18 protein-coding genes are annotated in these 24,396 nt (G+C 62.8%); 11 read left to right on the top strand and 7 right to left on the bottom strand.

What is annotated here, in order from left to right:
* Positions 1-79 precede the first annotated feature (79 nt).
* Positions 80-403, top strand: a complete 324-nt coding sequence (locus GH665_RS30830; RefSeq protein WP_153140948.1) for a VOC family protein — start codon at positions 80-82, stop codon at positions 401-403.
* Between the two features lie 121 nt (positions 404-524).
* Here the strand turns inward: GH665_RS30830 and GH665_RS30825 are convergent, their stop codons facing one another.
* The gene (locus GH665_RS30825; protein ID WP_408272905.1) at positions 525-2,057 is read right to left on the bottom strand and encodes a sensor domain-containing diguanylate cyclase; all 1,533 of its coding nucleotides are present in this window, start codon (positions 2,055-2,057) and stop codon (positions 525-527) included.
* 335 nt (positions 2,058-2,392) lie between these two features.
* On the opposite strand from GH665_RS30825, the gene GH665_RS30820 reads away from it, so the two are divergent.
* The 4 genes from GH665_RS30820 to GH665_RS30805 all read left to right on the top strand — a co-directional run bounded on the left by GH665_RS30820 (position 2,393) and on the right by GH665_RS30805 (position 8,180).
* Entirely contained in the window at positions 2,393-3,325 is a 933-nt protein-coding gene (locus GH665_RS30820; protein WP_153140946.1) for a 2-hydroxyacid dehydrogenase, read from the top strand.
* A 175-nt stretch (positions 3,326-3,500) separates the two neighbouring features.
* Positions 3,501-6,422, top strand: coding sequence for a molybdopterin-dependent oxidoreductase (locus GH665_RS30815; protein ID WP_153140945.1), 2,922 nt, complete (start codon positions 3,501-3,503; stop codon positions 6,420-6,422).
* A 49-nt stretch (positions 6,423-6,471) separates the two neighbouring features.
* Positions 6,472-7,218: a 4Fe-4S dicluster domain-containing protein gene (locus GH665_RS30810; RefSeq protein WP_153140944.1), complete on the top strand. Its 747-nt coding sequence runs from the start codon at positions 6,472-6,474 to the stop codon at positions 7,216-7,218.
* 11 nt (positions 7,219-7,229) lie between these two features.
* A complete protein-coding gene (locus tag GH665_RS30805; RefSeq protein ID WP_153140943.1) occupies positions 7,230-8,180 on the top strand; it encodes a dimethyl sulfoxide reductase anchor subunit family protein in 951 nt (316 codons plus the stop codon).
* A gap of 89 nt (positions 8,181-8,269) precedes the next feature.
* Here GH665_RS30805 and GH665_RS30800 read toward each other — a convergent pair whose 3' ends face one another.
* On the bottom strand, positions 8,270-10,834 hold the full coding sequence (locus GH665_RS30800; protein ID WP_153140942.1) for an adenosylcobalamin-dependent ribonucleoside-diphosphate reductase: 2,565 nt from the start codon (positions 10,832-10,834) through the stop codon (positions 8,270-8,272).
* A gap of 387 nt (positions 10,835-11,221) precedes the next feature.
* A complete protein-coding gene (locus GH665_RS30795; RefSeq protein ID WP_028197253.1) occupies positions 11,222-11,506 on the bottom strand; it encodes a DUF3331 domain-containing protein in 285 nt (94 codons plus the stop codon).
* Positions 11,507-11,851: 345 nt separating this feature from the next.
* Between GH665_RS30795 and GH665_RS30790 the strand changes: the two genes are divergently transcribed.
* On the top strand, positions 11,852-12,922 hold the full coding sequence (locus GH665_RS30790) for an AI-2E family transporter (protein ID WP_153140941.1): 1,071 nt from the start codon (positions 11,852-11,854) through the stop codon (positions 12,920-12,922).
* Positions 12,923-12,981: 59 nt separating this feature from the next.
* On the opposite strand, the gene GH665_RS30785 is transcribed toward GH665_RS30790, so the two are convergent.
* A complete protein-coding gene (locus GH665_RS30785; protein WP_153140940.1) occupies positions 12,982-13,842 on the bottom strand; it encodes an alpha/beta hydrolase in 861 nt (286 codons plus the stop codon).
* Between the two features lie 103 nt (positions 13,843-13,945).
* Positions 13,946-15,055: an OpgC domain-containing protein gene (locus GH665_RS30780; protein WP_153140939.1), complete on the bottom strand. Its 1,110-nt coding sequence runs from the start codon at positions 15,053-15,055 to the stop codon at positions 13,946-13,948.
* Between the two features lie 534 nt (positions 15,056-15,589).
* Here GH665_RS30780 and GH665_RS30770 point away from each other — a divergent pair.
* Complete coding sequence (locus GH665_RS30770; RefSeq protein ID WP_153140937.1) at positions 15,590-16,762, top strand: porin; 1,173 nt, start codon at positions 15,590-15,592, stop codon at positions 16,760-16,762.
* Between the two features lie 105 nt (positions 16,763-16,867).
* On the opposite strand, the gene GH665_RS30765 is transcribed toward GH665_RS30770, so the two are convergent.
* Together GH665_RS30765 and GH665_RS30760 are read right to left on the bottom strand one after the other, a co-directional pair.
* Positions 16,868-17,167 (bottom strand): hypothetical protein, encoded by a 300-nt coding sequence (locus tag GH665_RS30765; RefSeq protein WP_246216423.1) that lies wholly within the window; start codon positions 17,165-17,167, stop codon positions 16,868-16,870.
* Positions 17,168-17,531: 364 nt separating this feature from the next.
* The gene (locus GH665_RS30760) at positions 17,532-18,119 is read right to left on the bottom strand and encodes an NUDIX domain-containing protein (protein ID WP_153140935.1); all 588 of its coding nucleotides are present in this window, start codon (positions 18,117-18,119) and stop codon (positions 17,532-17,534) included.
* Positions 18,120-18,251: 132 nt separating this feature from the next.
* Between GH665_RS30760 and GH665_RS30755 the strand changes: the two genes are divergently transcribed.
* From GH665_RS30755 to GH665_RS30740, 4 genes are all read left to right on the top strand, one after another.
* Entirely contained in the window at positions 18,252-19,007 is a 756-nt protein-coding gene (locus tag GH665_RS30755; RefSeq protein WP_153140934.1) for a DeoR/GlpR family DNA-binding transcription regulator, read from the top strand.
* A gap of 381 nt (positions 19,008-19,388) precedes the next feature.
* Positions 19,389-22,217, top strand: a complete 2,829-nt coding sequence (locus tag GH665_RS30750; RefSeq protein ID WP_153140933.1) for a xanthine dehydrogenase family protein molybdopterin-binding subunit — start codon at positions 19,389-19,391, stop codon at positions 22,215-22,217.
* The gene (locus tag GH665_RS30745) at positions 22,214-22,987 is read left to right on the top strand and encodes a (2Fe-2S)-binding protein (protein ID WP_153140932.1); all 774 of its coding nucleotides are present in this window, start codon (positions 22,214-22,216) and stop codon (positions 22,985-22,987) included. The genes GH665_RS30750 and GH665_RS30745 overlap by 4 nt, the downstream gene beginning before the upstream one ends.
* Positions 22,984-24,246, top strand: a complete 1,263-nt coding sequence (locus tag GH665_RS30740; RefSeq protein WP_246216422.1) for a cytochrome c — start codon at positions 22,984-22,986, stop codon at positions 24,244-24,246. Before GH665_RS30745 ends, GH665_RS30740 begins: the two co-directional genes overlap by 4 nt.
* Positions 24,247-24,396 lie beyond the last annotated feature (150 nt).

The following is a 24,396-nucleotide window of genomic DNA, read 5'->3' as shown; positions in this document are numbered from 1 at the left end:
TTGCGCAACTGGTTACGGCGGTGCTTCGCCGATACGATGAAAACACCTCATCCTCATCCTGACTGTCAGGACAACCGCTATGAAACGTTTCCATATTGCTTTGGCCGTCGCTAACCTCGACGCGTCCGTCGAAGATTACACCCGCCGTCTCGATCAGCCGCCCACGGCGGTCGTACCTGGCCGTTACGCGATGTGGCGCACGGATCTGCTCAACTTCTCGATCAACGAGATGCCGGAGAAAGCGGGGCAGCTTCGGCACGTCGGCTTCGAGGACGATGCGGTAGAAGGGTACTCGAGCAGCAAGGACGTGAACGGGCTCGAATGGGAGCTGTTTTCGGTCGAGGAGCAGGATCGGCGGATCGTCAGCACCTACGGCGAGGCACTGCGGACCGATAAAGGCTGAGCCGGGCAGATCGCCTGATCGAGCTTGTAACCGCGCGTCTGGCGCAGCGTCTAATCCGCTGCCGCAACGCGGCCTTTTCATAATCGAAACGCGCCGCGCCAACGTGTGGCGCGCTGCAATGTCAGTCGCCCGGCGTGTTCGCAGCCGGAAGGTTCGCATAGTGCGCGCGCTTTTCTTCATACATCAGCAGATCGGCGCGTTGCACACCGGCTTCGAGCCGGTCCCCGCGCTGACAGGTCGCCGCGCCCATCGAAAAACTCAGCAGCGAACCCGGATAAAACTGGTTGTTCAGTTCGACCAGTTGGCGGATCGCATCGACCATCGCGGCGCCGCCGCGCTCGTCGGTGTCCGGCAGAAGGATCGCGAACTCGTCGCCGCCGATGCGCGCCGCATGAAAGGGCGCGTCCATCGCCTTGGCGAGGACTTCACCGGCGCGTCGCAGCAAGGCGTCGCCGGCCGCATGGCCAAGCTGGTCGTTCACGCGTTTGAGGCCGTTCAGATCGGCCATGATGATCGTCACCGGCCATGGACCCTTGCGTTCCAGCCGGTTCAGTTCGTCCACGTAGAACGAGCGGTTGCGCAGCTTGGTCAGTACGTCGTGCTTGCCGAGGAACTCCAGGTACGCTTCGGCCTTCTTGCGCGCCGTGATGTCGGTGAGGGCCACCAGCACCAGGTCCCAGTTGTGCTCATGGCCCGGCAGAACGGAAAACTGCAGATGTACATGCACCTCGTTGCCGTCGAGCGAGTAATTGAGCACTTCGCGCTGCTGAAACAGCTTGCCGTCCCACAGGTCGAGCAACTGTTCGCGGAAATGTGCTCGCATGTCGTCGCGGAACACGTCTGCCAGGTGAGCCAGCAGCGTTATTTTGTTTTTCGCCCCGAACATGTCGAGGGTGTGCTGGTTCACGTCGAGCACGTGAATTTCCTGCATGCAGCGTTCGACAAACTCGGGATGCACGTCGGTGAACACCCGAAAATCGCTGATGCCGGCCGAGCGTGCTCCGTCGAGCAGACGCTTGACCGCGCTGAAATCCTCCACCCACAGCGATACCGGCGAATATTCGAACAGGCCGCGCGCATATTGTTCAGCAAGTGTCACGCGATGCCGCGCGCCTTCGAGTTCGGTAATGTCTTCGACCGAAACGAGCACGCGGTCCCAACGGTCTTCATGGCTGGGCAGTACGGCGCCCTTGAGCAGCACATCCAGGCGCCGGCCGCCGAGCGTGTAGTTGACCGTCTGGCTCGTGAACTGGGTTTGTCCGGCCCATAACTGACACAGCTCTTCAAGATGAGTCTTGAGCATGTCGTCGCGGAACACGGCGGCGAGATTGCTGGTGAGCGCGTCGAAATCCGCGGCCTCGAATTGCGTCAGCGTTTTCTGGTTGACCTTGATGACGCGGATGCTGTGCGCGCATTCGGCGACCAGCGCCGGATACTCGGCAAAATGAGCGCGCAGGTCAGTCACGCCTTGCGTGCGCCACCTGTCGAATAGCGTGCGCACGCCGCTGAAGTCTTCGAGCCATAGCGACACAGGCGCAAGTTCGAACATCTGGGAATCGTCCCCGGATCCCTCAAGGGGACTTCCTTCGGGGCGAGAGACTTCCTGCGGGTCGTCGTTAGCGGGCGCTGGGCCGCGCGGGGGGGTGTCCAGCATGGGATTTCCGTGGTCGGCGTTCAGGCTATTCTAAAGCGGCTTGGATCGGGCTCAAAAGAAAGACGCATGGCGCATGGTATTTGCGTCAGTCCATTCACGAAGATAACGGCGTGGCTCGGGTGGACTTTAGGCCTGGCGGCAGCAGGTTCGCAACAGGACTTTTCGCTCACGGTTGTTTTTCGGCCGTTTTTTTCGTCCGTTTTTCGTCCGTTCGCGACGGCGCTCACGATCGTTTGCGATTGCTCACGATTGCTCGCCAGCAGGGCTGCACGCGGCTTGCTACACTCACTCGTCGTGTCTTCCGCCCATCACCGCCTTAAGAAAAAACGCCCGTCATGAAGCCTTCCCTGCTGGTTTTGATTCCCTTGAAAGATGCAAGCCGCGCGAGTGTCGAGACCGCCTTCGACGTCGTCCATGCGCCCGATGCCACGGCGCGGGCCGCCGCGATCGCGGGGCATGGCGAGACGATCCGCGCCGTGCTGACCAATGGCACAACCGGGCTGACGGCCGCTGAAATCGACCGGCTGCCGAAACTGGAGTTTGTCAGCGTGCTTGGCGCGGGCTATGAGAACCTTGCCGTCGACCACGCCCGCTCGCGCGGCATTGTGCTCGTCAGTGGCGCCGGCACCAACGATCATTGCGTGGCCGATCACGCGTTCGCGTTACTCCTCGCGGTGGTGCGCGACGTGCCGCAACTCGATCAGGCTACCCGCAAGGGCGCCTGGCGCGACACCTTGCCGATGCGCCCGAACGTGTCCGGCAAGCGGCTCGGCATCGTCGGGCTCGGCCATATCGGCGAGAAGATCGCGCGGCGCGGCGCCGGATTCGAGATGGAAATCGGTTACCACAACCGCAAACCACGCGACGGCTCGGCGCTGCGCTATTTCGACAGCGTGCAGGACCTCGCGCAATGGTGCGATTTTCTGCTGGTGGCGACGCCCGGCGGCGCCGGTACGCGTCATCTGATCGACAAAGCGGTGCTGGACGCACTTGGGCCGAACGGCTTCGTGGTCAATGTGTCCCGCGGCAGCGTGGTGGATACCGCCGCGTTGGCCGGCGCGCTCACGGCCGGCACGATCGCCGGCGCGGCGCTGGACGTCTACGAGAGTGAGCCGCATCCGCCCGAAGCCTTGCTGGCGTTACACAACGTCGTCCTGACGCCGCATGTGGGCGGGCGCTCGCCGGAGGCGATCACGGCTTCGGTCGACAATTTCCTCGCTAATGCCTCGCGCCATTTCGCAGGCGAGGCGGTTTTGACGCCGATCTGAGCGCCGAAGGCAAGCAAAGCCAACTGAATATAACTGAAGGCAAACTGAAACTATCGGCACAGCGGATAGTTTCAGTCGTAAATCGTGATTTCCCTTGTGGGCCGGCGACGAATAGGATGATCGGTATCGAACCCACATCGCTTCGACATAGCCGGAGCCGCGACGGAGATCCCGTATGGAACACCACGCCCGCACGCAGGACGAACGGCTCGAAATCAAGACGACCACCTGCTATATGTGTGCCTGCCGCTGTGGCATTCGCGTGCATTTGCGTGAAGGCGAGGTGCGCTATATCGACGGCAACCCCGAACATCCGCTGAATCAGGGCGTGATCTGCGCCAAAGGCGCCTCGGGCATCATGAAGCAGTACTCGCCCGCGCGTCTGACCCAGCCATTGATGCGCAAAGCGGGCGCGGAGCGGGGCAGCGCGCAGTTCGAGCCGGTGTCGTGGGAGGTCGCGTTCGACGTGCTCGAAAAGCGTCTTGCGACGATTCGCGCCACGGACCCAAAGAAATTTGCGCTGTTCACCGGCCGCGACCAGATGCAGGCGCTCACCGGCCTGTTCGCCAAGCAGTTCGGCACGCCTAATTACGCGGCCCATGGCGGCTTCTGTTCGGCGAACATGGCGGCCGGCATGATCTATACGATCGGCGGCTCGTTCTGGGAGTTTGGCGGCCCGGATCTCGACAGCGCCAAACTCTTCTTCATGATCGGCACGGCGGAAGATCATCATTCGAATCCGCTCAAGATCGCTATTTCGAAGTTCAAGCGCGCGGGCGGCCGCTTCATCGCGATCAATCCGATTCGCACCGGCTATGCCGCGATCGCCGACGAGTGGGTGCCCATCAAGCCCGGCACCGACGGCGCACTGTTCATGGCGTTCCTGCATGAACTGATCGCCGCCGACGCCTGGGATCATGAGTTCGTGCAGCGCTATACCAACGCGGCGGAACTCGTGGACCTGGACGAAGCCAGCGAAAACTTCGGCCTGTTTGTGCGCGACCCGGATCGGCCGGTGGGCAATCCGCTGTTTCCGCAAAATCATCTCTGGTGGGATGCCGCGACCGCGCGCGCCGTGCCGCACCATGCCGCTGGCGTGACCCCGGCACTCGAGGGCCGCTATACGCTTGACGACGGCACGCCGGTCACGCCGTCGTTCGCCTTGCTGCGCGAACGCGTGGCCGATTGCACGCCCGAATGGGCTGCTGGGATCACCGGCATTGCAGCCGACACGATTCGCCGCCTCGCCGCGGAAATGATCCAGACGAGCCGCGACCACCGGATCACGCTGCCGATCCCCTGGACCGACGCATGGGGCGAGAAGCACGAGACCGTCACCGGCAACCCGGTTGCCTTTCACGCGATGCGCGGGTTGGCCGCGCATTCCAACGGCTTCCAGTCGATCCGCGCGCTCGCGGTGCTGATGTCGATGCTCGGCACAATCGACTGCCCGGGCGGTTTTCGTCATAAATCGCCGTTCCCCCGCGCGGTGCCGCCGTCGGCCAAACCGCCGAACAGTCCCGACGCCGTCAAGCCGAACACGCCGCTCGCCACCGGGCCGCTCGGCTGGCCCGCCGCGCCGGAAGATCTGTTCATCGACGAAAACGGCGGCCCGGTGCGGATCGACAAGGCGTTCTCCTGGGAATACCCGCTTGCCGTTCACGGCTTGATGCATAGCGTGATCACCAATGCATGGCGCGGCGATCCGTATCCCATCGACACCTTGCTGATTTTCATGGCCAACATGGCCTGGAATTCGTCGATGAACACGGTGAAGGTGCGCGAGATGCTCGCCGACAAGCACGCGAATGGCGAGTACAAGATTCCGTTCCTGGTGGTGTGCGATGCGTTCCAGTCGGAGATGACGGCGTTCGCCGATCTGATCCTGCCAGATACCACCTATCTCGAGCGGCACGACGCGATGTCGATGCTCGACCGGCCGATCTCGGAGTTCGATGGCCCGGTGGATTCCGTGCGCGTGCCGGTCGTGCCGCCGACGGGCGAATGCAAGCCGTTCCAGGAGGTGCTGATCGAACTCGCTTCGCGCCTCAAGTTTCCGGCCTTTACCACGGCCGAGGGCACGCGGCGCTTTCGCGATTACCCGGACTTCATCATCAATCACACGACGACGCCTGATTCCGGCGTGGGCTTTCTGATTGGCTGGCGTGGCAAGGACGGTGACAAGGCGCTCGTAGGCGAGCCGAATCCGCAGCAGTGGGAACAATACGCAAAGAACAACTGCGTGTTTCATTACCGCTTGCCGGAGACGCTCCAGTACATGCGCAACTGCAACGGACCGTATCTCGACTGGGCGGTAAAAAACGGCTTCCGCAAATTCAGCGAACCGATCCTGATCCAGTTGTACTCCGACGTCATGCAGAAGTTCAGGCTCGCCGCACAAGGCCGCACGAGCGGCAGGCAACCGCCGGATCACCTGCGTGCACGCGTCGAGAAGTATTTCGATCCGCTGCCGTTCTGGTATGCGCCGCTCGAAAGCGACTCCACCGATCTCGCGCGTTTTCCGCTTGCCGCGGTGACGCAGCGGCCGATGGCGATGTATCACTCGTGGGATTCGCAGAACGCGTGGTTGCGGCAGATTCACGGCGAGAACTACCTCTACATGAATCCGCTGATGGCGGCGGAAAACGGCATCGCCGACGGCAGCTGGATCTACGCCGAATCGCAATGGGGGCGCGTGCGTTGCATGGCGCGCTTTAGCGAGACCGTCGAGCCGGGCACGGTGTGGACCTGGAATGCGATTGGCAAGGCCTCGGGTGCGTGGAATCTCGGCGCCGGCGCGAACGAATCGCAGCGCGGCTTTCTGCTCAACCACCTGATCACCGACGAGTTACCCGGCAGCGACGAAGCGGCCGCGCGCCTCTCGAACTCGGACCCGGTGACGGGCCAGGCCGCGTGGTACGACGTGCGCGTGCGCCTCTATCCGGCGGAAGCGGACGCGAACCATACGCTGCCGCAGTTCGACGCGATGCCCGCTTTGCCGGGATCGAACGGCGTGATCTCGCGGATCGTGCAGACCTACTTTGCGGGGCGCGGTGAATTCGCGGCGCGCTTACGTGGCGCGACGGGGCGAAAGTGACACACGGCGAAGCATGCGAACAACGCAATAAAGCAGTAAGGAGCCTTTGATGACTCAGATGGCATTGGTAATCGACCTGAACGTCTGCGTAGGGTGCCAGGCTTGCGTGACGAGTTGCAAGGAGTGGAACACGTCGGGCGAATCGGGCAGTCTCGCCGACCTGAATCCCTACGACGCGGACCCGTCCGGCACATTCTTCAACCGTGTCCAGAGCTTCGAGGCCGGCAGCTACCCCAATGCCGACACGATTCATTTCCCCAAGTCGTGCCTGCACTGCGAAGACCCGCCGTGCGTGCCGGTGTGTCCGACCGGCGCGAGCTACAAGCGCAAGGAAGACGGCCTCGTGCTGGTCGATTTCGACAAATGCATTGGCTGCAAATACTGCGCGTGGGCGTGCCCTTACGGCGCACGCGAACTCGACGAAGCGCGCAAGGAGATGACGAAATGCACGTTGTGCGTCGACCGTATTCATGACGAAAACCTCTCCGCGCGCGATCGCCAACCGGCATGCGTGCTCGCGTGCCCGACCTCCGCGCGGCTGTTTGGCGATATCCACGATCCGGAGTCGGTGGTGTCGAAGGCGATCGAGGAGCGTGGCGGTTATCAACTGATGCCCGAGTGGAACACGCGGCCGGCGAACCACTATCTGCCGCGCATCACGACATCGGCCTCGGGTTGCGGCAGCGGTTCCTGCTCGTGCAAGGACACGGGTACGGCTCTGGAGGCGCACGAATCGCTCGAATCGCGGCTCGAGCGCGGCGAACTGCATCTTGCGTCGATGGCGACGCGCATCTAAAGGACCTCGCGATGAATCCGGCATTTTCGGTGGTTTTTCTCACGACCTTGAGCGGCGCGGCGCAGGGCCTGCTGATCGCGCTCGTCGGCGTGGAGACGGCGGCGCATCTTGGACTCGTCACTGCGCCGGCGGATGCGTTCTATATGATCGGCGCGGGCGTGTCGGTCGTGCTGGGCCTGCTGGGGCTGATCGCCTCGTTCTTCCATCTTGGGCATCCGGAGCGCGCGTGGCGCGCAATTGCAATGTGGCGGACCTCGTGGCTGTCGCGCGAGTGCCTGTGCCTGCCGGCGTTTCTCGCCTGCGCGTTTTTCTATGGCGTCGCGCACGGCTTCGGCTCGCCGTGGTCGCTTGCGATCGGATGGCTTGGCGTACTGGCAAGCGCGACGCTGTTCGTCTGCACGGCGATGATCTACGCGTGCCTGCGTTTTCTTCAGGAATGGGCCACGCCGCTCACGCTGGTCAACTTTGTGCTGCTAGGCTGCGCGTCCGGTTTCACGCTGGCGACGGCGCTGACCGCGTGGTTCGCGCCGGGGTTGACCGCGGAGCTTGCCGTCTGTGCCTGCGTGCTGACGCTCGCCGGTTGTGCAAGCCGCTGCGCGTCGCTGATGCGTAACGCGCGGTTGCGGCCGAAGTCGACTGTGCAGAGCGCAACCGGCATCAACAACCCGAAGCTCGTGCAGGTTTCGCGCGGTTTCACCGCCGGGGCGTTCAATCTGCGCGAGTTCTTTCACGGTAAATCGGCGGGGACGCTACGCGGCATCAAGTGGGCTTTCCTCGTGGCCGCGTTTGCCGTGCCGGTTGTGCTGATCGCGCTGGGCGCGGGCTTGCATCCGATTGGCGCGTCGCTCGGCTTGCTGGCGGCCGCCTGTCTTGTACAGTACGCCGGCCTTGTGGCGGAACGCTGGTTCTTCTTCGCCGAAGCGAAGCACCCGCAGAATCTGTATTACGCGAGAGTCGGTTGAGGGGCGCCCTGCGTTGCTGATACGGGTAGATCCTGCAACCGGGCAGGATCGACCGGAACACAGCCGCTCCGGTGGTGGCGTCTAGCCACTCATCCGCACGCGCCGACTTCGCCGCACGCGGTACAGAAGTCACACCCATCCTTGCGAATCACCGCATTCGCTCCACACGAGCCACACTTGCGTCCGAGCATGGTGTGCAAGCCTTGCATGCTGCCGGGCTGCGTCAAGCTGGCGGCGTCAGCGTCGCCAGGCGGCGGACGGATGCCGAAGTCTGCCGGCAACGCGGTTTCGGCCTTCATCTGCCCACGCGGCAAACGCGCCAGCAGGCGCGACGGCACCTGGTTGCCTTCGGCGTCCAGAAAGCCGCGCCGATGCAGAATCTGCTGGATCGCAAAGGCGAGCGCCGCCACTTCGGAATCGTGCCAGCGCGGCGTGCGATGACCGTCGAGACGCTGCACCTCGCCGAGCCGCACTTGCCCGCGATCCCATGACACCTTGCGCATATCCTGCAGGTTGCGCGCGACAAAGCCGCCGCGTGCCGCCAGCGACAGCGAACGCATGGTCGCCGTGATCCATTGCTGCGACTCGTCACGCTGACCGGTCGGAATGAAGAACTCGATGGGGCGCTCGATCGTGACGTCTTCGCCGCCGAGTCGTCCGGTCACTTCGATGAACGACACCGCCACGTAAAGCGACTTCTTGCCCGCTTGCGTCAGGTACTCGACTTTCTCGATGATCGCCGGCAATTCGCCTTTGGGCCGATGATCGATGGCGATCCGCAGCGGATCCTGATCGGTTTCGGCCAGCGTATCGTCCGCTTGCGGCGGCGGACTCACACTCAGCACCGCGCCGAGCGTTTCATTGGGACGGTAGGTGGCGAGACCCTTGAGACCGTTTTTCCACGCGTCGAAGTAGAGGCTTTCGAATGCTTCGAACGGATAGTCGGCCGGCACGTTCACCGTCTTCGAGATCGACGTGTCCACGTATGGCTGCACGGCGGCCATCATGTCGAGGTGATCGCGCGCCGACATCTCGAGCGCGCTGACGAAGTAGTCCGGCAGCTTGTCCACATCGCCGCCGAGCTCGCGATAAAGACGGTACGCGTAGTCTTCGACATCGAACGATTCGCGACCGCCGTCGGCCATCACCTTCATGCGGGTGTAGGTCCATGAGAAGGCCGGCTCGATGCCGTTCGACGCGTTGTCGGCGAATGCGAGGCTGACCGTGCCGGTCGGCGCGATCGACAGCAAATGACTGTTGCGGATGCCGTCGCGGCGGATCGCCTCCTTGATGTCGTCGGGCAGGCGCGAGGCGAACGTGCCCGCTTCCAGATAACGCGCGGCGTCGAACAACTCGAACGCGCCGCGCTCGCGAGCCAGTTCCACCGAAGCCCGATAGGCTTCGTCGCGCATCAGCCGCGCGATGCGCACGGCGAAGTCGCGGCCTTCCTGCGAGTTGTAGCGCAGACCGAGCATCACCAGCGTATCGCCGAGGCCGGTGAAGCCGACGCCGATGCGCCGCTTGGCGCGCGATTCGTCATATTGCTGCGGCAGCGGCCACAGCGTGACGTCGAGCACGTCGTCGAGAAAACGGACCTGGATGCGGGTGCGTTTGGCGAGAGCGTCCCAGTCGAACGAAGGCTTGCCGCCCTTCATTTGCGCGAATGGATCGAGCACGAAGCGCGTGAGGTTCAACGGCCCGAGGTTGCAGCAGCCGTAGGCCGGCAGCGGTTGTTCGCCACACGGATTGGTGGCGCGGATGGTTTCGACGGCGCGTAGGTTGTTGTCCTCGTTCATGCGGGAAATGAACACGATGCCGGGCTCGGCAACGTCGTAGGTGGAGCGCATGATGCGCTCCCAGATCTCGCGTGCGGGCCTTTCGCTGTAGACCCACAGACCGTCTTCGCGTTGCCGCACGTCGCCTGCCGCGCGCAGCGCCGGCGACGGTTCGGCGCGGTGCACGAGCGGCCAGGGCTGATCTTCTTCGACTGCGCGCATGAATTCGTCGGTGACGCCGACCGATACGTTGAAGTTGTTCCAGCGGCCCTTCGAATGTTTCGCCTCGATGAACTCGATCAGATCGGGGTGACTGCAGTCGAGCACGGCCATTTGCGCGCCGCGCCGCGAACCGGCGCTTTCCACGGTCCGGCATGACGCGTCGAATACGTCCATATAGCTGCACGGTCCGGACGCCGCCGAACTGGTGGTGTGAACGCGCGCGCCCTTGGGCCGGATCGCGGAGAAGTTATAGCCGACGCCACCGCCGCGGCGCATGGTTTCGGCGGCTTGCAGCAGCGCCACATAGATGCCGGGCAGGCCTTCTTCGTCAACGCCCTGAATCGCATCGCCGACCGGCTGCACAAAGCAGTTGATCAGCGTGGCGGCGATACCCGTGCCTGCCGCGCTCATGATGCGCCCGGCGCCGAGCGCACCGTGCCGCAGATTGTCGACAAAGAGCGCTTCCACCGACTCGCGCAGGGCCTCCGGTTCCGCCTGAGCGACGCCGTGGGCGACGCGTTTGAACACCTCGTCCGCCGATTGCTCGCCACCTTTCGCATATTTCTCGAGTAGGACGTCCAGCGAGAATTGCTGCGGTGCAACTAATTGATCCGGAAGAGCTGCTGTGACGCGAGTGCCGGGGGTGTCTTCTGCCATGGTGTCGCCTCTCGTTTGCCGCCAGACGGGCTGCGGCGGGTTCGATGGGAGTTGAGGGCATTCATTTAAGCGTGCGCGTTTGGCAGGCGCGGTGACCTGGCGCAACGAGGATCACCTTAGCGCACGTGGCGAAGGGCCGCAATCAGGCTTTTGAGGACCGGGCCGCCGATTGAAGGCACGCGCCGCCGCGGCCTTTTGCCGTGGCTTGTATCAGGCAGAAAGCCGGCGAGCGCTGCAGGGCGTGAGTGGGTGCCGATGGGGAAGAGGGGCGCGGCCGCAGGGAGCCGGAGCAAACAAATCGCGAGGGGGCAAACAACAATAAACGACGGCAAACGTTTCCGGCGTATTCCAGGCATACGTCAGCAACGTGCCGTCCAGGCAAGAACCTCAGGCTTCAACCAGTTCGCCCAACACCTCGGCACAGATCATCGCGGAAGCATTCGAAGGCGCCGGCCGTTCAGCCGGTTTGAAGACAGCGTCGCCGCGGCGAATCTTGCGACGCGTCACCGCGCAGGTGCCCGACGTATGCGCCGAGCGTCGCCGCCACCGTTGCTCGCCATAATGGCAGCGCCCCGGTTCGACCCAGCGGATCACCAGCGTCGTGTCGGAGCGCTCGAGAATTTCGATACGTACGCCATTGGTTCCGTCAAGGGGGATGGACTCTAAGGTCATCATCGTCGGCTCCGTATTGTGGTGTGCCGAATGTAGTCCCGCGAGCGCTGGATAGCCATTGTGCCGCAGTTGAAACACTGTTCTCCAAATAGCAACAATGAAACTTGACATTCACGACGGTACGAAACGACGGGGCTTTGCGGGCGATATGCGCCGTGAATTTGCGATAGCGTGGATTTTTGCAACGCAGTGTTGTACGCAGTGAGACAAGCATGCCGCCTGCGAAGGGCGCCGGTGCTTCCTTTAAGATGTGGTTATTGATGAGCGACCGTGCAGCGTAAGTGTAGCGGGTTTGCATTTTTCTGGACGGCTCGCGCACATATCCACAAGATCCTAAGAGCCTTCATGATTTCACGCCCACCCGAATCGCCAAGCGCGCCTGATTGCCCCAAGAAGCAGAAAGCGGCATCACTCGTCCTGTATATCGCACTCGTGCTGCTGGCGCTGTGGGTCGTACGCGATTTCATTGCGGCGATAGCCTGGGCAGGCGTCGTTGCCATCGCCCTGTGGCCGCTTTTGCAAAAGGTGGAGGGCAGCCGCTGGTTATCGGGCCGCACCACGCTGATCGCCGTGGTGCTGACATGCGCGGTCGCGTTGCTGGTGGTGCTGCCGTTCGGGATCGGCATTTCGCAGGCACTGCATGAAGCCCATGACATGAACGAGTGGTTCAAGACCGTGCAGGAAAACGGCATTCCGATGCCGGACTTCATTCAACGGTTGCCGTTCGGCGTGCAACAGATTTCAGCCTGGTGGCAGGCCAATCTCGCTCAACCGCTGCGCGACTCGGCGGCAATGAAGGGGCTGCACAGCACCACCGTGATGACGCTCGGCCGCCACTTCGGCGCGCGCGCGGCGCATGGCTTGATGGTGTTTGCCTTCATGCTGGTCACGCTGTTCGTGATCTTTCAGGCCGGGCCGCGTCTGTCCGGCTCGCTGATGACCGGCGTGCGGCGCGGCTTCGGCAACGACGGCGCACAGTTGCTCGAGCGCATGGCCACCGCTGTGCGCGGCACGGTGTCGGGGCTGGTCGTGGTCGGGCTTGGCGAGGGCGTGTTGATGGGCGTGGCCTATTTCGTGACCGGGTTGCCGCACGTCGCGCTGCTCGCGTTCATCACGGCGATCGCGGCGATGCTGCCGTTCTGCGCACCGATCACATTCGGCCTCGCGGCCTTGTGGCTGTTCTCGCAAGGCTCGGTGGCCGGGGCCATTGGGCTGGCGGTGTTCGGTTCAATTGTGGTGTTCGTCGCTGAACATTTCGTGCGGCCGGTGCTGATCGGCAACTCCACACGACTGCCTTTCCTGCTGGTGCTATTCGGAATTCTCGGCGGGGCGGAGACGTTCGGTTTGCTCGGCCTCTTCATCGGACCCGCGCTCATGACTGTGCTGGTCGTACTGTGGACTGACCTCGTGCAATAGTTGCACGCAATGTGCCGGCGAAATCAGGACTGCTGATTCGCCGGTCCACTCGTTCTGATTCACTTGTCCTGATCGTGCGCCGTCTGTTTGACGCAGCCCAGCGTATATTTCAGCGCCGCGGGCAGCAGCGCGCTCCAGACCTCCCAGGTATGGCCGCCGTCGATGATGCGCAGCGCCGCCGGATTCCCCGCCAGCCGAAGATGCGTATAAAGCGAAGACGCGTCGGCCTGGATCGTGAGGTCGTCGTCGCCGGCAGCGATGAACATCGGCAGACGATACGGCCGGCTCATGTAACGCTCCCATTGCGCTGGATAGTTGAGCGCATGCCAGACGTGCGGATCGAACTGCCGGTCGCCGAACACACCCACGCGACGTGCCGCCGAACCGGGCGGCGGCTCATTCGCATAGACCGCGGGACTCAGCAGGAGCGCGCCGCAAAAAAGCTCGGGTTGCGTCATCGCATAGCGCAGCGCGCCGAAACCGCCCATCGAAACGCCGCCGATCATCCGTCCGCCACGCTGCGTCGCGACCGCATAGTGCGTTTCGATTTCGGGCAGCAGGTCGGTGAAGAACGCGGTCTCCATCTTCTCCTTGCGATCGACATACCAGTCGGTACCGCCTTGCGGCATCACGATTGCGACCGGTGGTATCTCCTTGTGCTCGATCAGCGTGTCGGCGGCGGCTTGCAGGTGGCCCTGCGTGAGCCAGTCATTGGCGTCGCCGTTGTTGCCGTGCAGGAGGTAGAGCACGGGAATGCGAGGGGCGTCGTGGCGATAGCCGGTAGGCAGATAGATCGTGTAGGACCAGTCGCGGCCGAGTGCTTCGGAATGGAAGCTTCGGCTGATGACCGTGCTGGCGCTAGCCGTCGTGCCGACAGCGGCGCACAGCGCGAGGAGTGCGGAATGTAGGAATAGACGCATGTCAAAGTAAGAGGCCGCCGCGCAGGTCGCGCGCGGCCGTCATGCTATCAGGATCGGCAGTGGAAATCGGCAGGCACCGCGCGTGCATCCGCACGCTGCTCCCTCAGGGCGACGTTCTGAGGCGCAAGCTCCAGATACGCGTGGTGAAGCGCTTGAGCGGCTCGGAGGCTCTCGCGACCGCGAACAGTGCGCCGACTGCACAGGCATCCGCCACCAGGCCGAGGGGATAGTTCAGATAGCCGTCGGTCGCTGCATACAGCACCGAATCGACGACCAGCGAAATCACCGCGCCCGCGATAAAACACAATAACCCTTGGCGGCCGATCATGCCGACCCATGGCAACCATTGCGCGAGTTTTTTTGCCCAGCCGAGCTGGATCAGGTTCGCGACGAGCCAGGCAATGGCCAGAAAATTGACCGCGCGCAGGTAAGAGAGATTTTGCTTGAGGCTGCCATCGAGCGGCTCGCGTTCGATAAACAGCTTGTAGTAGGCCGCGGCAGCGACGACGGCGAACGCCAGCACGCTGATCAGCCAGCCGAGGCGGTGTGCGCTGATCCGCTGATAAACCGGCTGGCAACGCGCCAGCACGCCGAGCACGAACAGCAACTGCCAGGCAAACGGGTTGAAATCCCAGTGCATGTCCGGCGCGGCGGGCAGATAGGCGTCGATAGCCGGCGCGCCTGCCCACAACGCGACGCTGCCGGCCAGCAACAGCCATGGCTTGCGGCGTGCGAGCGGCAGGATCATGGGCACCAGCAGGGCGAAGAACGTGTACATCGGCAGCACGGACGCGAGGTATGGCTGACGGCGGAATAACAGGATGTCGCGCAGGGCGGCCACGGGGGTGGCGATCAGATCGTCGAGGTCGGTGGTGGCGAGATTCGGGCCGTCGATACTGAACGCGCTCAGCACGGCGCTGACCAGCAGCATCAAACCGGCCGTGATGAGGAACGCGCGATAGATTTCGAGCGAGCGCCGCAGGAAGCGGCTACGCGCGGTCGCCTCGTTGCGCCGTTCGGCGAGCGCCGCGTACGCCGTTGCAGTGGCGAAGCCGCCGAGGAACACGAAGACTTCAGCCGCGTCGCACAGCGCATACGCATGCAGCGTGACGCGCGAGAGAATGCTGCCGCCGATATGGTCGACGACAATGATCAGAAGGACCAGCCCACGAAAAAAATCGAGTTCAATCAGGCGGGATTGCGACTTTTGCATTGTGTGGTGTCAAAAGCAGCCCCGTGCGACGGCGCGCTAGTCCAGCGCGGCGGCGTCTCACAAAGCTATTGAAATTGGATTGGGTGCGGCGGCGGCCGGCTGCCCCCGCAGGGGACCGGCCGTGGATCGCAGCGTGAACCAGCCATGCGAGGCTCGGTTGTAGAGGCCAGTAAAAATGACCCGTTCGACGGCGCGGAGTTCCGCTGCGGCGCCGCAAAAGCTTTCAATTATATTTCCTTTTATGACAAAGACGCCACGGGACGGGCAGGGTCGCCGTGGCCGATGCGGCAGCCGGCCAGGGGCCGGGCGCCGCTGCGCGGTTTACCTGAAACGGCGCAGCGAAAAAAGGGGCTGCCCCACGCAGTGGAGATTTCGCAACGTTTTGAGATATGGGCGTGACACCCGATGGACGGCGACGTAACGGCGTGTGAGGATTTCCTCAAAGCGCGTCGGGGTCGATAAACGCCTTGAGAAGCGCCAAGAAGAAAGCGGTCGGATCGAGTTGTCCCATTACTCGAGCTCAGGGAGATCTTCATGAACAAGCAAGTGTTCGCGCTGGCTGTCTCCACCGTTTTGTCCGCGACTTCGCTAGCCATTTTCTCCCCACCCGCGTGTGCCCAGACGAGTGTCACGCTGTACGGCGTACTCGATGAAGGTATCAACTACACCAACAATGTCGGCCGTGGCCATGTCTATGAACTCGCAAGCGGCGATGCGCAAGGCAGCCGCTGGGGCCTGAAAGGCGACGAGGATCTGGGCGGCGGCCTGAAGGCGATTTTCCAGTTGGAAAACGGTTTCGACGTGAGCTCCGGGCGGCTTAATCAGGGCGGCCGGATGTTCGGCCGTCAGGCGTTCGTCGGCTTGAGTTCGGCGCCATACGGCACATTGACGTTCGGCCGCCAGTACGATTCGGTGGTCGACTATCTGGCGCAGACCACGGCCAACGGCAACTGGGCCGGTGCGCTGTTCTCGCATCCCTACGATAACGACAACACCGACAACTCATTCCGTCTCGACAACAGCGTCAAGTACACCAGTCCGTCGATTTCGGGCTTCCAGTTCGGCGGTGTCTATAGTTTCAGCAACGACACGAATTTCGCCAACAATCGCGCGTACAGTTTCGGCGGCCAGTACGCCTATGGCGGATTGCTGGTGGCCGCGGCGTATCTGCAGGCCGATAACCCTGGCAACGGCTCAAACGGCGCGATCACCGCGAACGACGCCAGCTTTATCGCCGCCCGCATGCGCGTGTTCGGCGGCGGCATCACCTATACCTTCGGTCCGGCCACGGCCGGCTTCGTGTACACCAATTCGAACTACCTGGACCCGACCGGCAACGGCTATCTCGGCGTGACGCCGCTCGTGCCGCCCGGCATCTTGCTGAACTCGCTCAAGTATCAGAACTTCGAGGTGAACGGCAAGTATCAGATTTCGCCGATGCTGTTCGTCGGCGCGCAGTACGTCTACACCATGGAAAGCTACGATGCCTCGAACGGTGGCGTGAAACCGAAGATTCATTCGTTTGGTTTGATGGCGGACTACAACCTGTCCAAGCGCACCGACGTGTACATACAGGGCGAATATCAGCAGGTGAGCGGCGACTCGACCTATACGATTCTGGACTACGCCTTCACGCCCGGTACCCAGTCGCCGTCATCGACATCGAAGCAGGTCGTGGTGCGCGCGGCGATACGGCATAAGTTCTGAATACGCCGCGCCGAAATTGCGCGGTTGTGCTGGGGCGCCGCGAGTGGCAAGGAATAGTCGCCGCGGCGCTGAGTATCATGAGTTGTGAACTCACGTGGTTCCGTGTCAATTCATCACGTAGTTCTGAATCAGTATTCCGATTATCACGCCGGCCGGAATGCCGCACGTTCTGCCGCGAATAGTTGCGGTCAGATCTTCATCGAGTACGAAGCTGCAGCGGCGTTCACGCCAGACGGTTTTATAGGCCAACGGTTTTGCATCGACAATAACAAGGGCAATGAGCGCGCTCAGAACGACCTGCTCCAAAGCATGCAGCTTTGCGATAAACGGCGAAAATTCACCGGCATTGCACAGCGACACCATGACGACGGCAGCGATCAGGGCGCCGAAAAAGAAACCACCCATGAACCTGTTCGCTGAATTAAGAGAATCCACTTAAACCTCAAATCATTCGCCGACTTTATCGAGCGGGCGAAATAAAAAAATACACTGACGGAGATGGCTTTCCTGTTTAAAAACCCGCCTTACTTTGGCTGCTAGGCAAACAGTCTTCAAAAGGACCCGTAAGGATATTTTTTTGACCTTCTTCAACCTATCGTCTTTTTCCTAATGTGGCGTGGGATCAGTCAGAAATGGCTGGCAGATGACGAAGCCGCCGACAGAATCGCTGTCGCGGCGCGGCCATAGCAGCGGCAGGGCGCTTGCCGCATCTGGCGTGCGCCGATGCCTGCTCCAATCGATCTCGCCCAACGACCTGCGAAGCTGCCGCTTACGCGCCGAACAGATTCAACGTGGCGTACTGCAACAACATGATCGTCTTCCCGTCGACGATCTCGCCGCGCTCGATCATCGCCAGTGCTTCGTCCACCGGCAGTTCCAGCACTTCGATATCTTCGCCTTCGTCGACAATCCCGCCGCCCGCGCCGACCTTGGCCACCGCATCGTATTCGGCGACGAAAAAGTGCAGCTTTTCCGTGACGGAGCCCGGACTCATGAAGGCTTCAAATACCTTGCGCACGTCATGCACGCGGTAGCCGGTTTCCTCTTCGACTTCGGCGCGGATGCGTTCCTCGGGTGAGGCCGCCTCCAGCAGGCCTGCCGGCGCCTCGATCAGCATGCCGTGATGACCGTTGACGAACGCCGGCAGGCGGAATTGCCGCGTCAGCACGACCGTACGGCGGCGCGCGTCGTACAGCAGCAGCGTCGCGCCATTGCCGCGATCATAGGTTTCGCGGCTCTGACGTTGCCAACTGCCGTCCGCACGTTGGTAGTCGAAGGTGGTCTTCTTCAGCACGTACCAGTCGTCCGATAACACTTTCACGTCGATGATCCGCACCCGTTCGGCGATTTCGTTCATGACTCGCATCCTCTTTTATTGGGAACCGCGGCCTGCACCGCATGCGATTCATGGTATCGTGCAGTATCGTGTAAAAACAAGAAATTTCGTGCAAATGGTCAAATCAACCGGAACACTGACAGGATCGGCGTCGTGCTGACATCGCAAAGAAAACAGTTGATTCTCGACACGCTCGAGCGTGACGGGCAGGTCATTGCCAAGACCTTGAGCCTGACGTTCGACGTCTCGGAGGACACCATCCGGCGCGACCTGCGCGAACTTGCCGCCGAAGGGCAGCTTCAGCGCGTGCATGGCGGCGCGTTGCCGGCCTCGCCGGCGGCGGTGGATTTTGCCGGGCGCGAACAGATTGAATCGGCGTCGAAGGCGGCGATCGGCCGGGCAGCGGCAGGGCTGATCGGGCGCGGCCAGATTGCCTTCATCGACGGTGGCACCACCGCCGTGCAACTGGCGCGTCACCTCCCGCGCGACTTGCAGGCGACGATCGTCACGCACAGTCCGAGCATCGCCGTCGAACTGGCGGAGCACGCGGCGCTCGAGGTCATCATGATCGGTGGACGCCTGTTCCGCCATTCGATGGTCAACGTGGGCGCGGCCGCGATTGAAGCGCTCAGCCACATTCGCGCCGACCTCTATTTCATGGGCGTCACCGGTGTGCATCCGCAAGCGGGTCTGAGCACCGGCGATATGGAGGAGGCTTACGTGAAGCGCGCACTCGTGGAGCATGCGGCGGAAACGGTGGTGCTGGCGTCGGCGGAAAAACTCAATGCGGCGTCGGCGTACAGGATTGCGGATGTGTCGGCGGCCAGCACGATCGTCGTCGAGAAGAACACGCCCGAGGTGCTCACTGCGCCGTTCGACGCACTGGGCATCACGATCCTGCGGGCCTGATAAAGCGCTATAAAGCGCTCGCCATAACGATTTATATGCAATCCGTTATTTTCGAGATAGAGAACAAAAATTGACGCACCCTATTGCGATTCAGCGCGATAATCCCTCGCCTTTGCTCTATGTAGGGCAGGAAGAAGGCAACTCACGGTAGTTCAAGGTAAATCAGATCGACTGCGGCATGGACGAAGTGATGGCCGCCGCACGTCGCCGGTACACCCGGGCGCACGCCAGCGCCTGCGGTTCGAACACCTCCCTCGTGGTTTACAGCCGTTGAACGCAGGTCCGCCACGTATAAGCTGATAGGCAGGCGTGCCGCGCCGGCCTGTGTTCCGCGTTCGTTCTGCCAATGGGTTGCCGCCGTGTTCACTAAAGGAGAAGTCCATGGGGAAACTCGACCTTTCGCGTCGTAGTTTTCTGAAGGCCAGCGTATTGGCGGGTGTGTCGGTGTATATCGCGCCGATGGGCAGCCGCGCATTCGCTGCGTTGTTCGAAGAAAAAATTCTGACGCCGGTTCAGTGGGATGCCGCCCGCGGCCAGGCGAAATTCCGTATCGACGGGATCGCCAAAGTGACTGGCTCGAAGGTGTTCGCGCGCGACGTCCGCGCCACCGACATGCCGCACTGGCCGCAGCAACAATCGCACGCCTTCATCCTGCGCACGACGCAAGCCGATCGCAGCTACGAAGGTTTCGACCTGAGCTTGCTCGGCGACGAGTTGAAGCCTGACCGGGTGGTCACGGCGGCGGACCTGACGCGCGACGGCCTGATCTTCCCGGCCTTCTATGGCGACGACATGTTGTTGCCGCAGGGCAAGACGCCCGCGTATCTCGGCCAGGCGGTCGCGATCCTGATCTATCACGACTTCGCGCGCTTCCGCTTCGCGAAAGACAAACTGAAGTTCCAGGATCAGATCATCCGTTACGGTGCACAAACCGGGCCGCTCGAACGCGACCCGTGGGGCACGTTCCGTTTCGTGCGCGTCGGCGGCAAGACGCCGTACGACGACGACATCTTCTCCAGTCTGAAAGACGCACCGGTGTTTCCGAGCATGATGCGCAAGCATCAGCCGGTATGGCCGGACGGCGTCGAACACGGCAAGCTCGACGAGCAGGGCATGTACCACGCGGGCGAGATCCAGCAGGAACTGGATCATCCGTCGGCGGACTGGCTTGTGATGCAGCGCGAATACAACACGCAGTCGATCGACACGGCCGCGCTCGAACCCGACAACGCGAACTGCTGGTACGACGCGGCGACCCAATCGCTGCACATGGTCGTGCCGACCCAGGCGCCGTCTGAAGTTGCCGACAGTGCTGCCGGCATGGTCGCGAAGTGCGCGTTCCCGGTGAAGAACCTGTTCATTCACCCGTGCTACACGGTCGGCTATGGTTCGAAGGACCACTTCAACGTGCCGTTCTACGGCCTCGTCTGCGCAATGTATGCGGACGGCCGTCCGGTGCGTCTTGCCAACGACCGCTACGAGCAGTTCCAGACCTCCTTGAAACGCCATGCGTTCAAGATGAATTACCGGATCGCCGTCGATAAGAACACCGGTTTGATGCAATCGTTCAAGGCCGAGATGGAAGCGAATGGCGGCGGGCGCTGCAACTTTTCGCCGTCGGTGGCGATGGTGGGTGCGACGGCCGCGCAATCGATCTATTACTTCCCGAAGAACGATCTGTCGTCGGTGGCGATTGCCTCGCGCGCGATCGACGCCGGTTCGGCGCGCGGCTACGGCACGCTGCAAAGCATGGCCGCGACCGAGATGATGGTCGACGAAATTGCCGCGCAACTGAATCTCGATCCGATCGACTTCCGCCTGAAAAACGCGCTGCGTTCGGGCATGAAGAACACCCAGGGCGCGGTGCCCGCCGGCGCGATTCGCGTCGACGACGTGCTGCAGAGGGCGAAGGTTCATCCGCTATGGGTGAATCGCGCGAAGCGTAAGGCCGAGTTCGAAACCGCGCATCCGGGTACGCGTTATGGCGTTGGTTTCGCGTGTGTGCAGAAGGACTTCGGTACGGGCGCGGAAACCTCGTTCGCGAAGGTCGAGTTCAGCGCCGACGGCAAGATCGGGCTGCAACACACGGCGGCCGAAATCGGCACCGGCATGTCGACCTCGCAGGCGGTCGCGGTTGCGAAGTGGCTCGGCATGCCGGCCACCGACGTGCATGTCGCGATCACCGATTGGCCCGATCTGCCGGTCGTCACGAGCGGCGATCCGTACATGATGTCGCAAGCGGACCAGGACAAGCTGGCCGCGAATCCGCGCTGGTCGCCGGGTTATGCGTCGCCGTCGAGCGCGACGAATTCGGCGTTCTACTTTACGCACAGCACACGCGAAGCGGCCCGCGTCGTCTTCGCGCACGGCTTGTGGCCGGCGGCGATGGCGATCTGGAGCCAGGGGCTGGGCGGCGGTCAGGCCGCGCCGCTGGTGGTGCGCATGGAGGACGCGCGTTGGGTCGACGGCAAGCTGTCCGCGGCCGGGCTCGAAGCGCTGCCGTTCGAACAGCTCGCGAAGAAGGCGCACGAGTTGGGTCTGGTCACGGGTGCGACCGTGCACGTGTTCAATCGCTGGCAATGGACCGAATCGGACTTCGAGATCGACGGCAGCGTCGAGCGTCTGCCGCTCGACGGCCTCGCGCTGCGATATGGCGACAACGCTTCGGCCGACAAGAAGAAACTGCAAACCACGGCGAACCATTACCGCGTGCTCGATCGTCAACGCGTGTTCTATCCGCCGGTTCAGCGTAACAACGCGGCGGTGACGTACTACAGCGCGGTCGGCACCCTGGTCGAACTGTCGGTGCATGAAGCGAGCGGCAAGGTGAATGTGCTCGCGCATCACTCGATCATGGAGTGTGGCAATCAGCTCTCGCCGCAACTCGTGTCGGGGCAGTTGCAAGGCGGCCTCGCAATGGGTATCGGCCACGCGCTGCACGAGTATTTGCCGCTTTACGAGGACGGCCCGGGCAACGGCACGTGGAACTTCAATCGCTACCATTTGCCGCGCGCGACGGACGTCGCCGTCTGGGCCCAGACCGGCGAAGTGCTGCCGCCGCTGACCGAGACCGACCCGCCGAAGGGCATCGCCGAAGTGGTGATGATTCCGGTGGTCGGCGCCATCGTGAACGGTATCGCGCATGCGATCGGCCATCGCTTTACCGACCTGCCGGTCACCCCGCAACTTATTCAGAAGGTGCTCGCATGACGGCCCCCACTCAAACTTCCGCTAATGCCGCGAGCGGTGCGGCGAGCGCTGCCGTTGCTTCAGGCAAAATCTCCGGCGCCTCTGCCGCAGCGGCATCCGCTACTGTTGGTGCTTCGGGCGCTGCCGCCGCTAACCCGGCTTCCGCGGCCTCCGGCGCGACAGCATCCGCCGGTGTTCCGGCCAGCGCGCCGGCTGCACCGGCGGTCGAGCGTCCATTGACGCATTTCCGCACGCTGCCGGTTTCGGTCAAGGTGAATGGCGAGATCGTCGGCCCAACCGACGTGCCCGCCGGTCTGATGATGATCGATTATCTGCACGAATACCTGCATCTGACCGGCTCGCGCCTCGGCTGCGGCCAGGGCATCTGCCACGCGTGCGTCGTGATCGTCGACAAGCCGGACGGCACCAGCGAAGAAGTGCGCACCTGCATCACGGGCGCGAACTTCTTCAACGGCAAAACCATCCGCACGATCGAAGGGCACGCGAAACGCAACGAAGCAGGCGAGGTCGTCGAACTGTCGCCGATCCAGCAGAAGTTTCTCGAGCACTTCAGTTTTCAGTGCGGCTACTGTACGCCCGGGTTCGTCAATGCGGCGACGGTGCTGATCGAGCGGCTGAAGCGCCAGCCGGTTGCGAAGAATCAGGTCGAGCAAACCATCACCGATGCGTTGAACGACCATATCTGCCGTTGCACGGGCTACGTGCGCTACTACGAGGCCGTGAAGGAGGTCGTGATGACTACGCCGGGTCTCGTAAAGGACGCCGCATGATGAGCGCTTCCATGAATGTGCGCCGCGCGCTGCTGTTGCTCGGCACGGCGGCTTTGCTCAGCGCGTGTGGCAAGCAGGACGACTCCGCCGCTGCGATGCAGGCTGCCGCCGCACTGGGCCCGCAAGCCACCGCCGCCGATCCGCTCGCGCGTGGCCGTTACCTCGTCAAGGCCGCCGACTGCGCCGCCTGCCACACCACGGCGGATGGCGCGCCGTTCGCCGGCGGCGTGAAGCTGGCTTCGCCGTTCGGCACTTTCTACGGCACCAACATCACGCCGGACAAGGACCACGGTATCGGCAACTGGAGCGCGGACGATCTCTACAAGGCGCTGCACGACGGCGTTACGCCGACCAAGCACCTGTATCCGGCCATGCCGTACACGTCGTACCGCCAGTTGTCGCGCGCGGATAGCGACGCGATCTACGCGTATCTGATGGCGCAGAAGCCGGCCGCCGTGGCGAACCACGAACCGGAGCTGTCGTTCCCGTTCAACATGCGTTTTGGCGTGCGCTTCTGGGACTGGGTGTTCCTGAAGGACGTGTTGCCCGATGCGTCGAAGGGACAATCGGCTGACTGGAATCGCGGGCGCTATCTGGCGAGCGCACTCGGCCATTGCGCCGAATGCCACACGCCGCGCGGCACATTCGGCCAGCTCGACGGCGCGAAGCCATTGACCGGCGCGGCGCTCGGCCGGATTGCCGCACCCGACATCACGCCGCATGGTTTGGCGGCGCGTGGCTGGACGGCTGCGGACCTGCAGACCTTCTTCGCCACCGGCATCGCGCCGCAAGGCTCGGCGTTCGGCGAGATGTATCCGGTTGTGCATCTGAGCAGCCAGTACATGACGCATGACGACCTGCGTGCGATGTCGACCTATCTGCTCGGCGACGCGGCCCCGGCGCCGCAACCCTTGCAATCGGTCTCGGCCGATGCGGCGCAACTCGAGGCCGGGCGCAATGTGTATCTCGCGGTGTGTGCCGGCTGTCACGGCCTCGGCGGTGAGGGCAAGCCACACGTCGCGGTGCCGATGCACGGCAACTCGACGGTACGTCAGAGCGACGCGCATAACCTGATCGTGGCGATGCTCGACGGCATCGGCGCACAGGATTTCCCGGGCCTCGAGCGGATGCAGGAGATGCCGGGCTTCGCCACGCAACTCAGCGACACGGAACTCGCCCAACTGGCGAATTATCTGCGCGCGACGTACGGCGGCCAGGCTGCCGACGTGACGGCCGATGCGGTGAAAGCGCTGCGATAAGACCTGCCCTGCGCCGGGGGCGCTGCCAGTCCGGCGCCCCGTCTCTCCAGTGAATGGCGCGCAATGAACTCGCGCGTGCTGGCTGGCTCAAATGGTATCGCGCCGTTGCGCCCTGGCGGCGCGCGCTACGTTTCGCCGTAGACCCATCTG

Origin of the sequence: Paraburkholderia agricolaris, assembly GCF_009455635.1 — a bacterium.
Lineage (GTDB): Bacteria > Pseudomonadota > Gammaproteobacteria > Burkholderiales > Burkholderiaceae > Paraburkholderia > Paraburkholderia agricolaris.
The sequence above is the reverse complement of the archived record's forward strand: the minus strand, read 5'-3'. Positions and strand labels throughout refer to the sequence as shown.

Excerpts from the sequence above, each read along its gene's own strand:
- GH665_RS30830 (WP_153140948.1), top strand. The coding sequence starts at position 80 with ATGAAACGTTTCCATATTGCTTTGGCCGTCGCTAACCTCGACGCGTCC.
- GH665_RS30825 (WP_408272905.1), bottom strand. The coding sequence starts at position 2,057 with ATGCTGGACACCCCCCCGCGCGGCCCAGCGCCCGCTAACGACGACCCG.
- GH665_RS30820 (WP_153140946.1), top strand. The coding sequence starts at position 2,393 with ATGAAGCCTTCCCTGCTGGTTTTGATTCCCTTGAAAGATGCAAGCCGC.
- GH665_RS30815 (WP_153140945.1), top strand. The coding sequence starts at position 3,501 with ATGGAACACCACGCCCGCACGCAGGACGAACGGCTCGAAATCAAGACG.
- GH665_RS30810 (WP_153140944.1), top strand. The coding sequence starts at position 6,472 with ATGACTCAGATGGCATTGGTAATCGACCTGAACGTCTGCGTAGGGTGC.
- GH665_RS30805 (WP_153140943.1), top strand. The coding sequence starts at position 7,230 with ATGAATCCGGCATTTTCGGTGGTTTTTCTCACGACCTTGAGCGGCGCG.
- GH665_RS30800 (WP_153140942.1), bottom strand. The coding sequence starts at position 10,834 with ATGGCAGAAGACACCCCCGGCACTCGCGTCACAGCAGCTCTTCCGGAT.
- GH665_RS30795 (WP_028197253.1), bottom strand. The coding sequence starts at position 11,506 with ATGACCTTAGAGTCCATCCCCCTTGACGGAACCAATGGCGTACGTATC.
- GH665_RS30790 (WP_153140941.1), top strand. The coding sequence starts at position 11,852 with ATGATTTCACGCCCACCCGAATCGCCAAGCGCGCCTGATTGCCCCAAG.
- GH665_RS30785 (WP_153140940.1), bottom strand. The coding sequence starts at position 13,842 with ATGCGTCTATTCCTACATTCCGCACTCCTCGCGCTGTGCGCCGCTGTC.
- GH665_RS30780 (WP_153140939.1), bottom strand. The coding sequence starts at position 15,055 with ATGCAAAAGTCGCAATCCCGCCTGATTGAACTCGATTTTTTTCGTGGG.
- GH665_RS30770 (WP_153140937.1), top strand. The coding sequence starts at position 15,590 with ATGAACAAGCAAGTGTTCGCGCTGGCTGTCTCCACCGTTTTGTCCGCG.
- GH665_RS30765 (WP_246216423.1), bottom strand. The coding sequence starts at position 17,167 with ATGGGTGGTTTCTTTTTCGGCGCCCTGATCGCTGCCGTCGTCATGGTG.
- GH665_RS30760 (WP_153140935.1), bottom strand. The coding sequence starts at position 18,119 with ATGAACGAAATCGCCGAACGGGTGCGGATCATCGACGTGAAAGTGTTA.
- GH665_RS30750 (WP_153140933.1), top strand. The coding sequence starts at position 19,389 with ATGGGGAAACTCGACCTTTCGCGTCGTAGTTTTCTGAAGGCCAGCGTA.
- GH665_RS30745 (WP_153140932.1), top strand. The coding sequence starts at position 22,214 with ATGACGGCCCCCACTCAAACTTCCGCTAATGCCGCGAGCGGTGCGGCG.
- GH665_RS30740 (WP_246216422.1), top strand. The coding sequence starts at position 22,984 with ATGATGAGCGCTTCCATGAATGTGCGCCGCGCGCTGCTGTTGCTCGGC.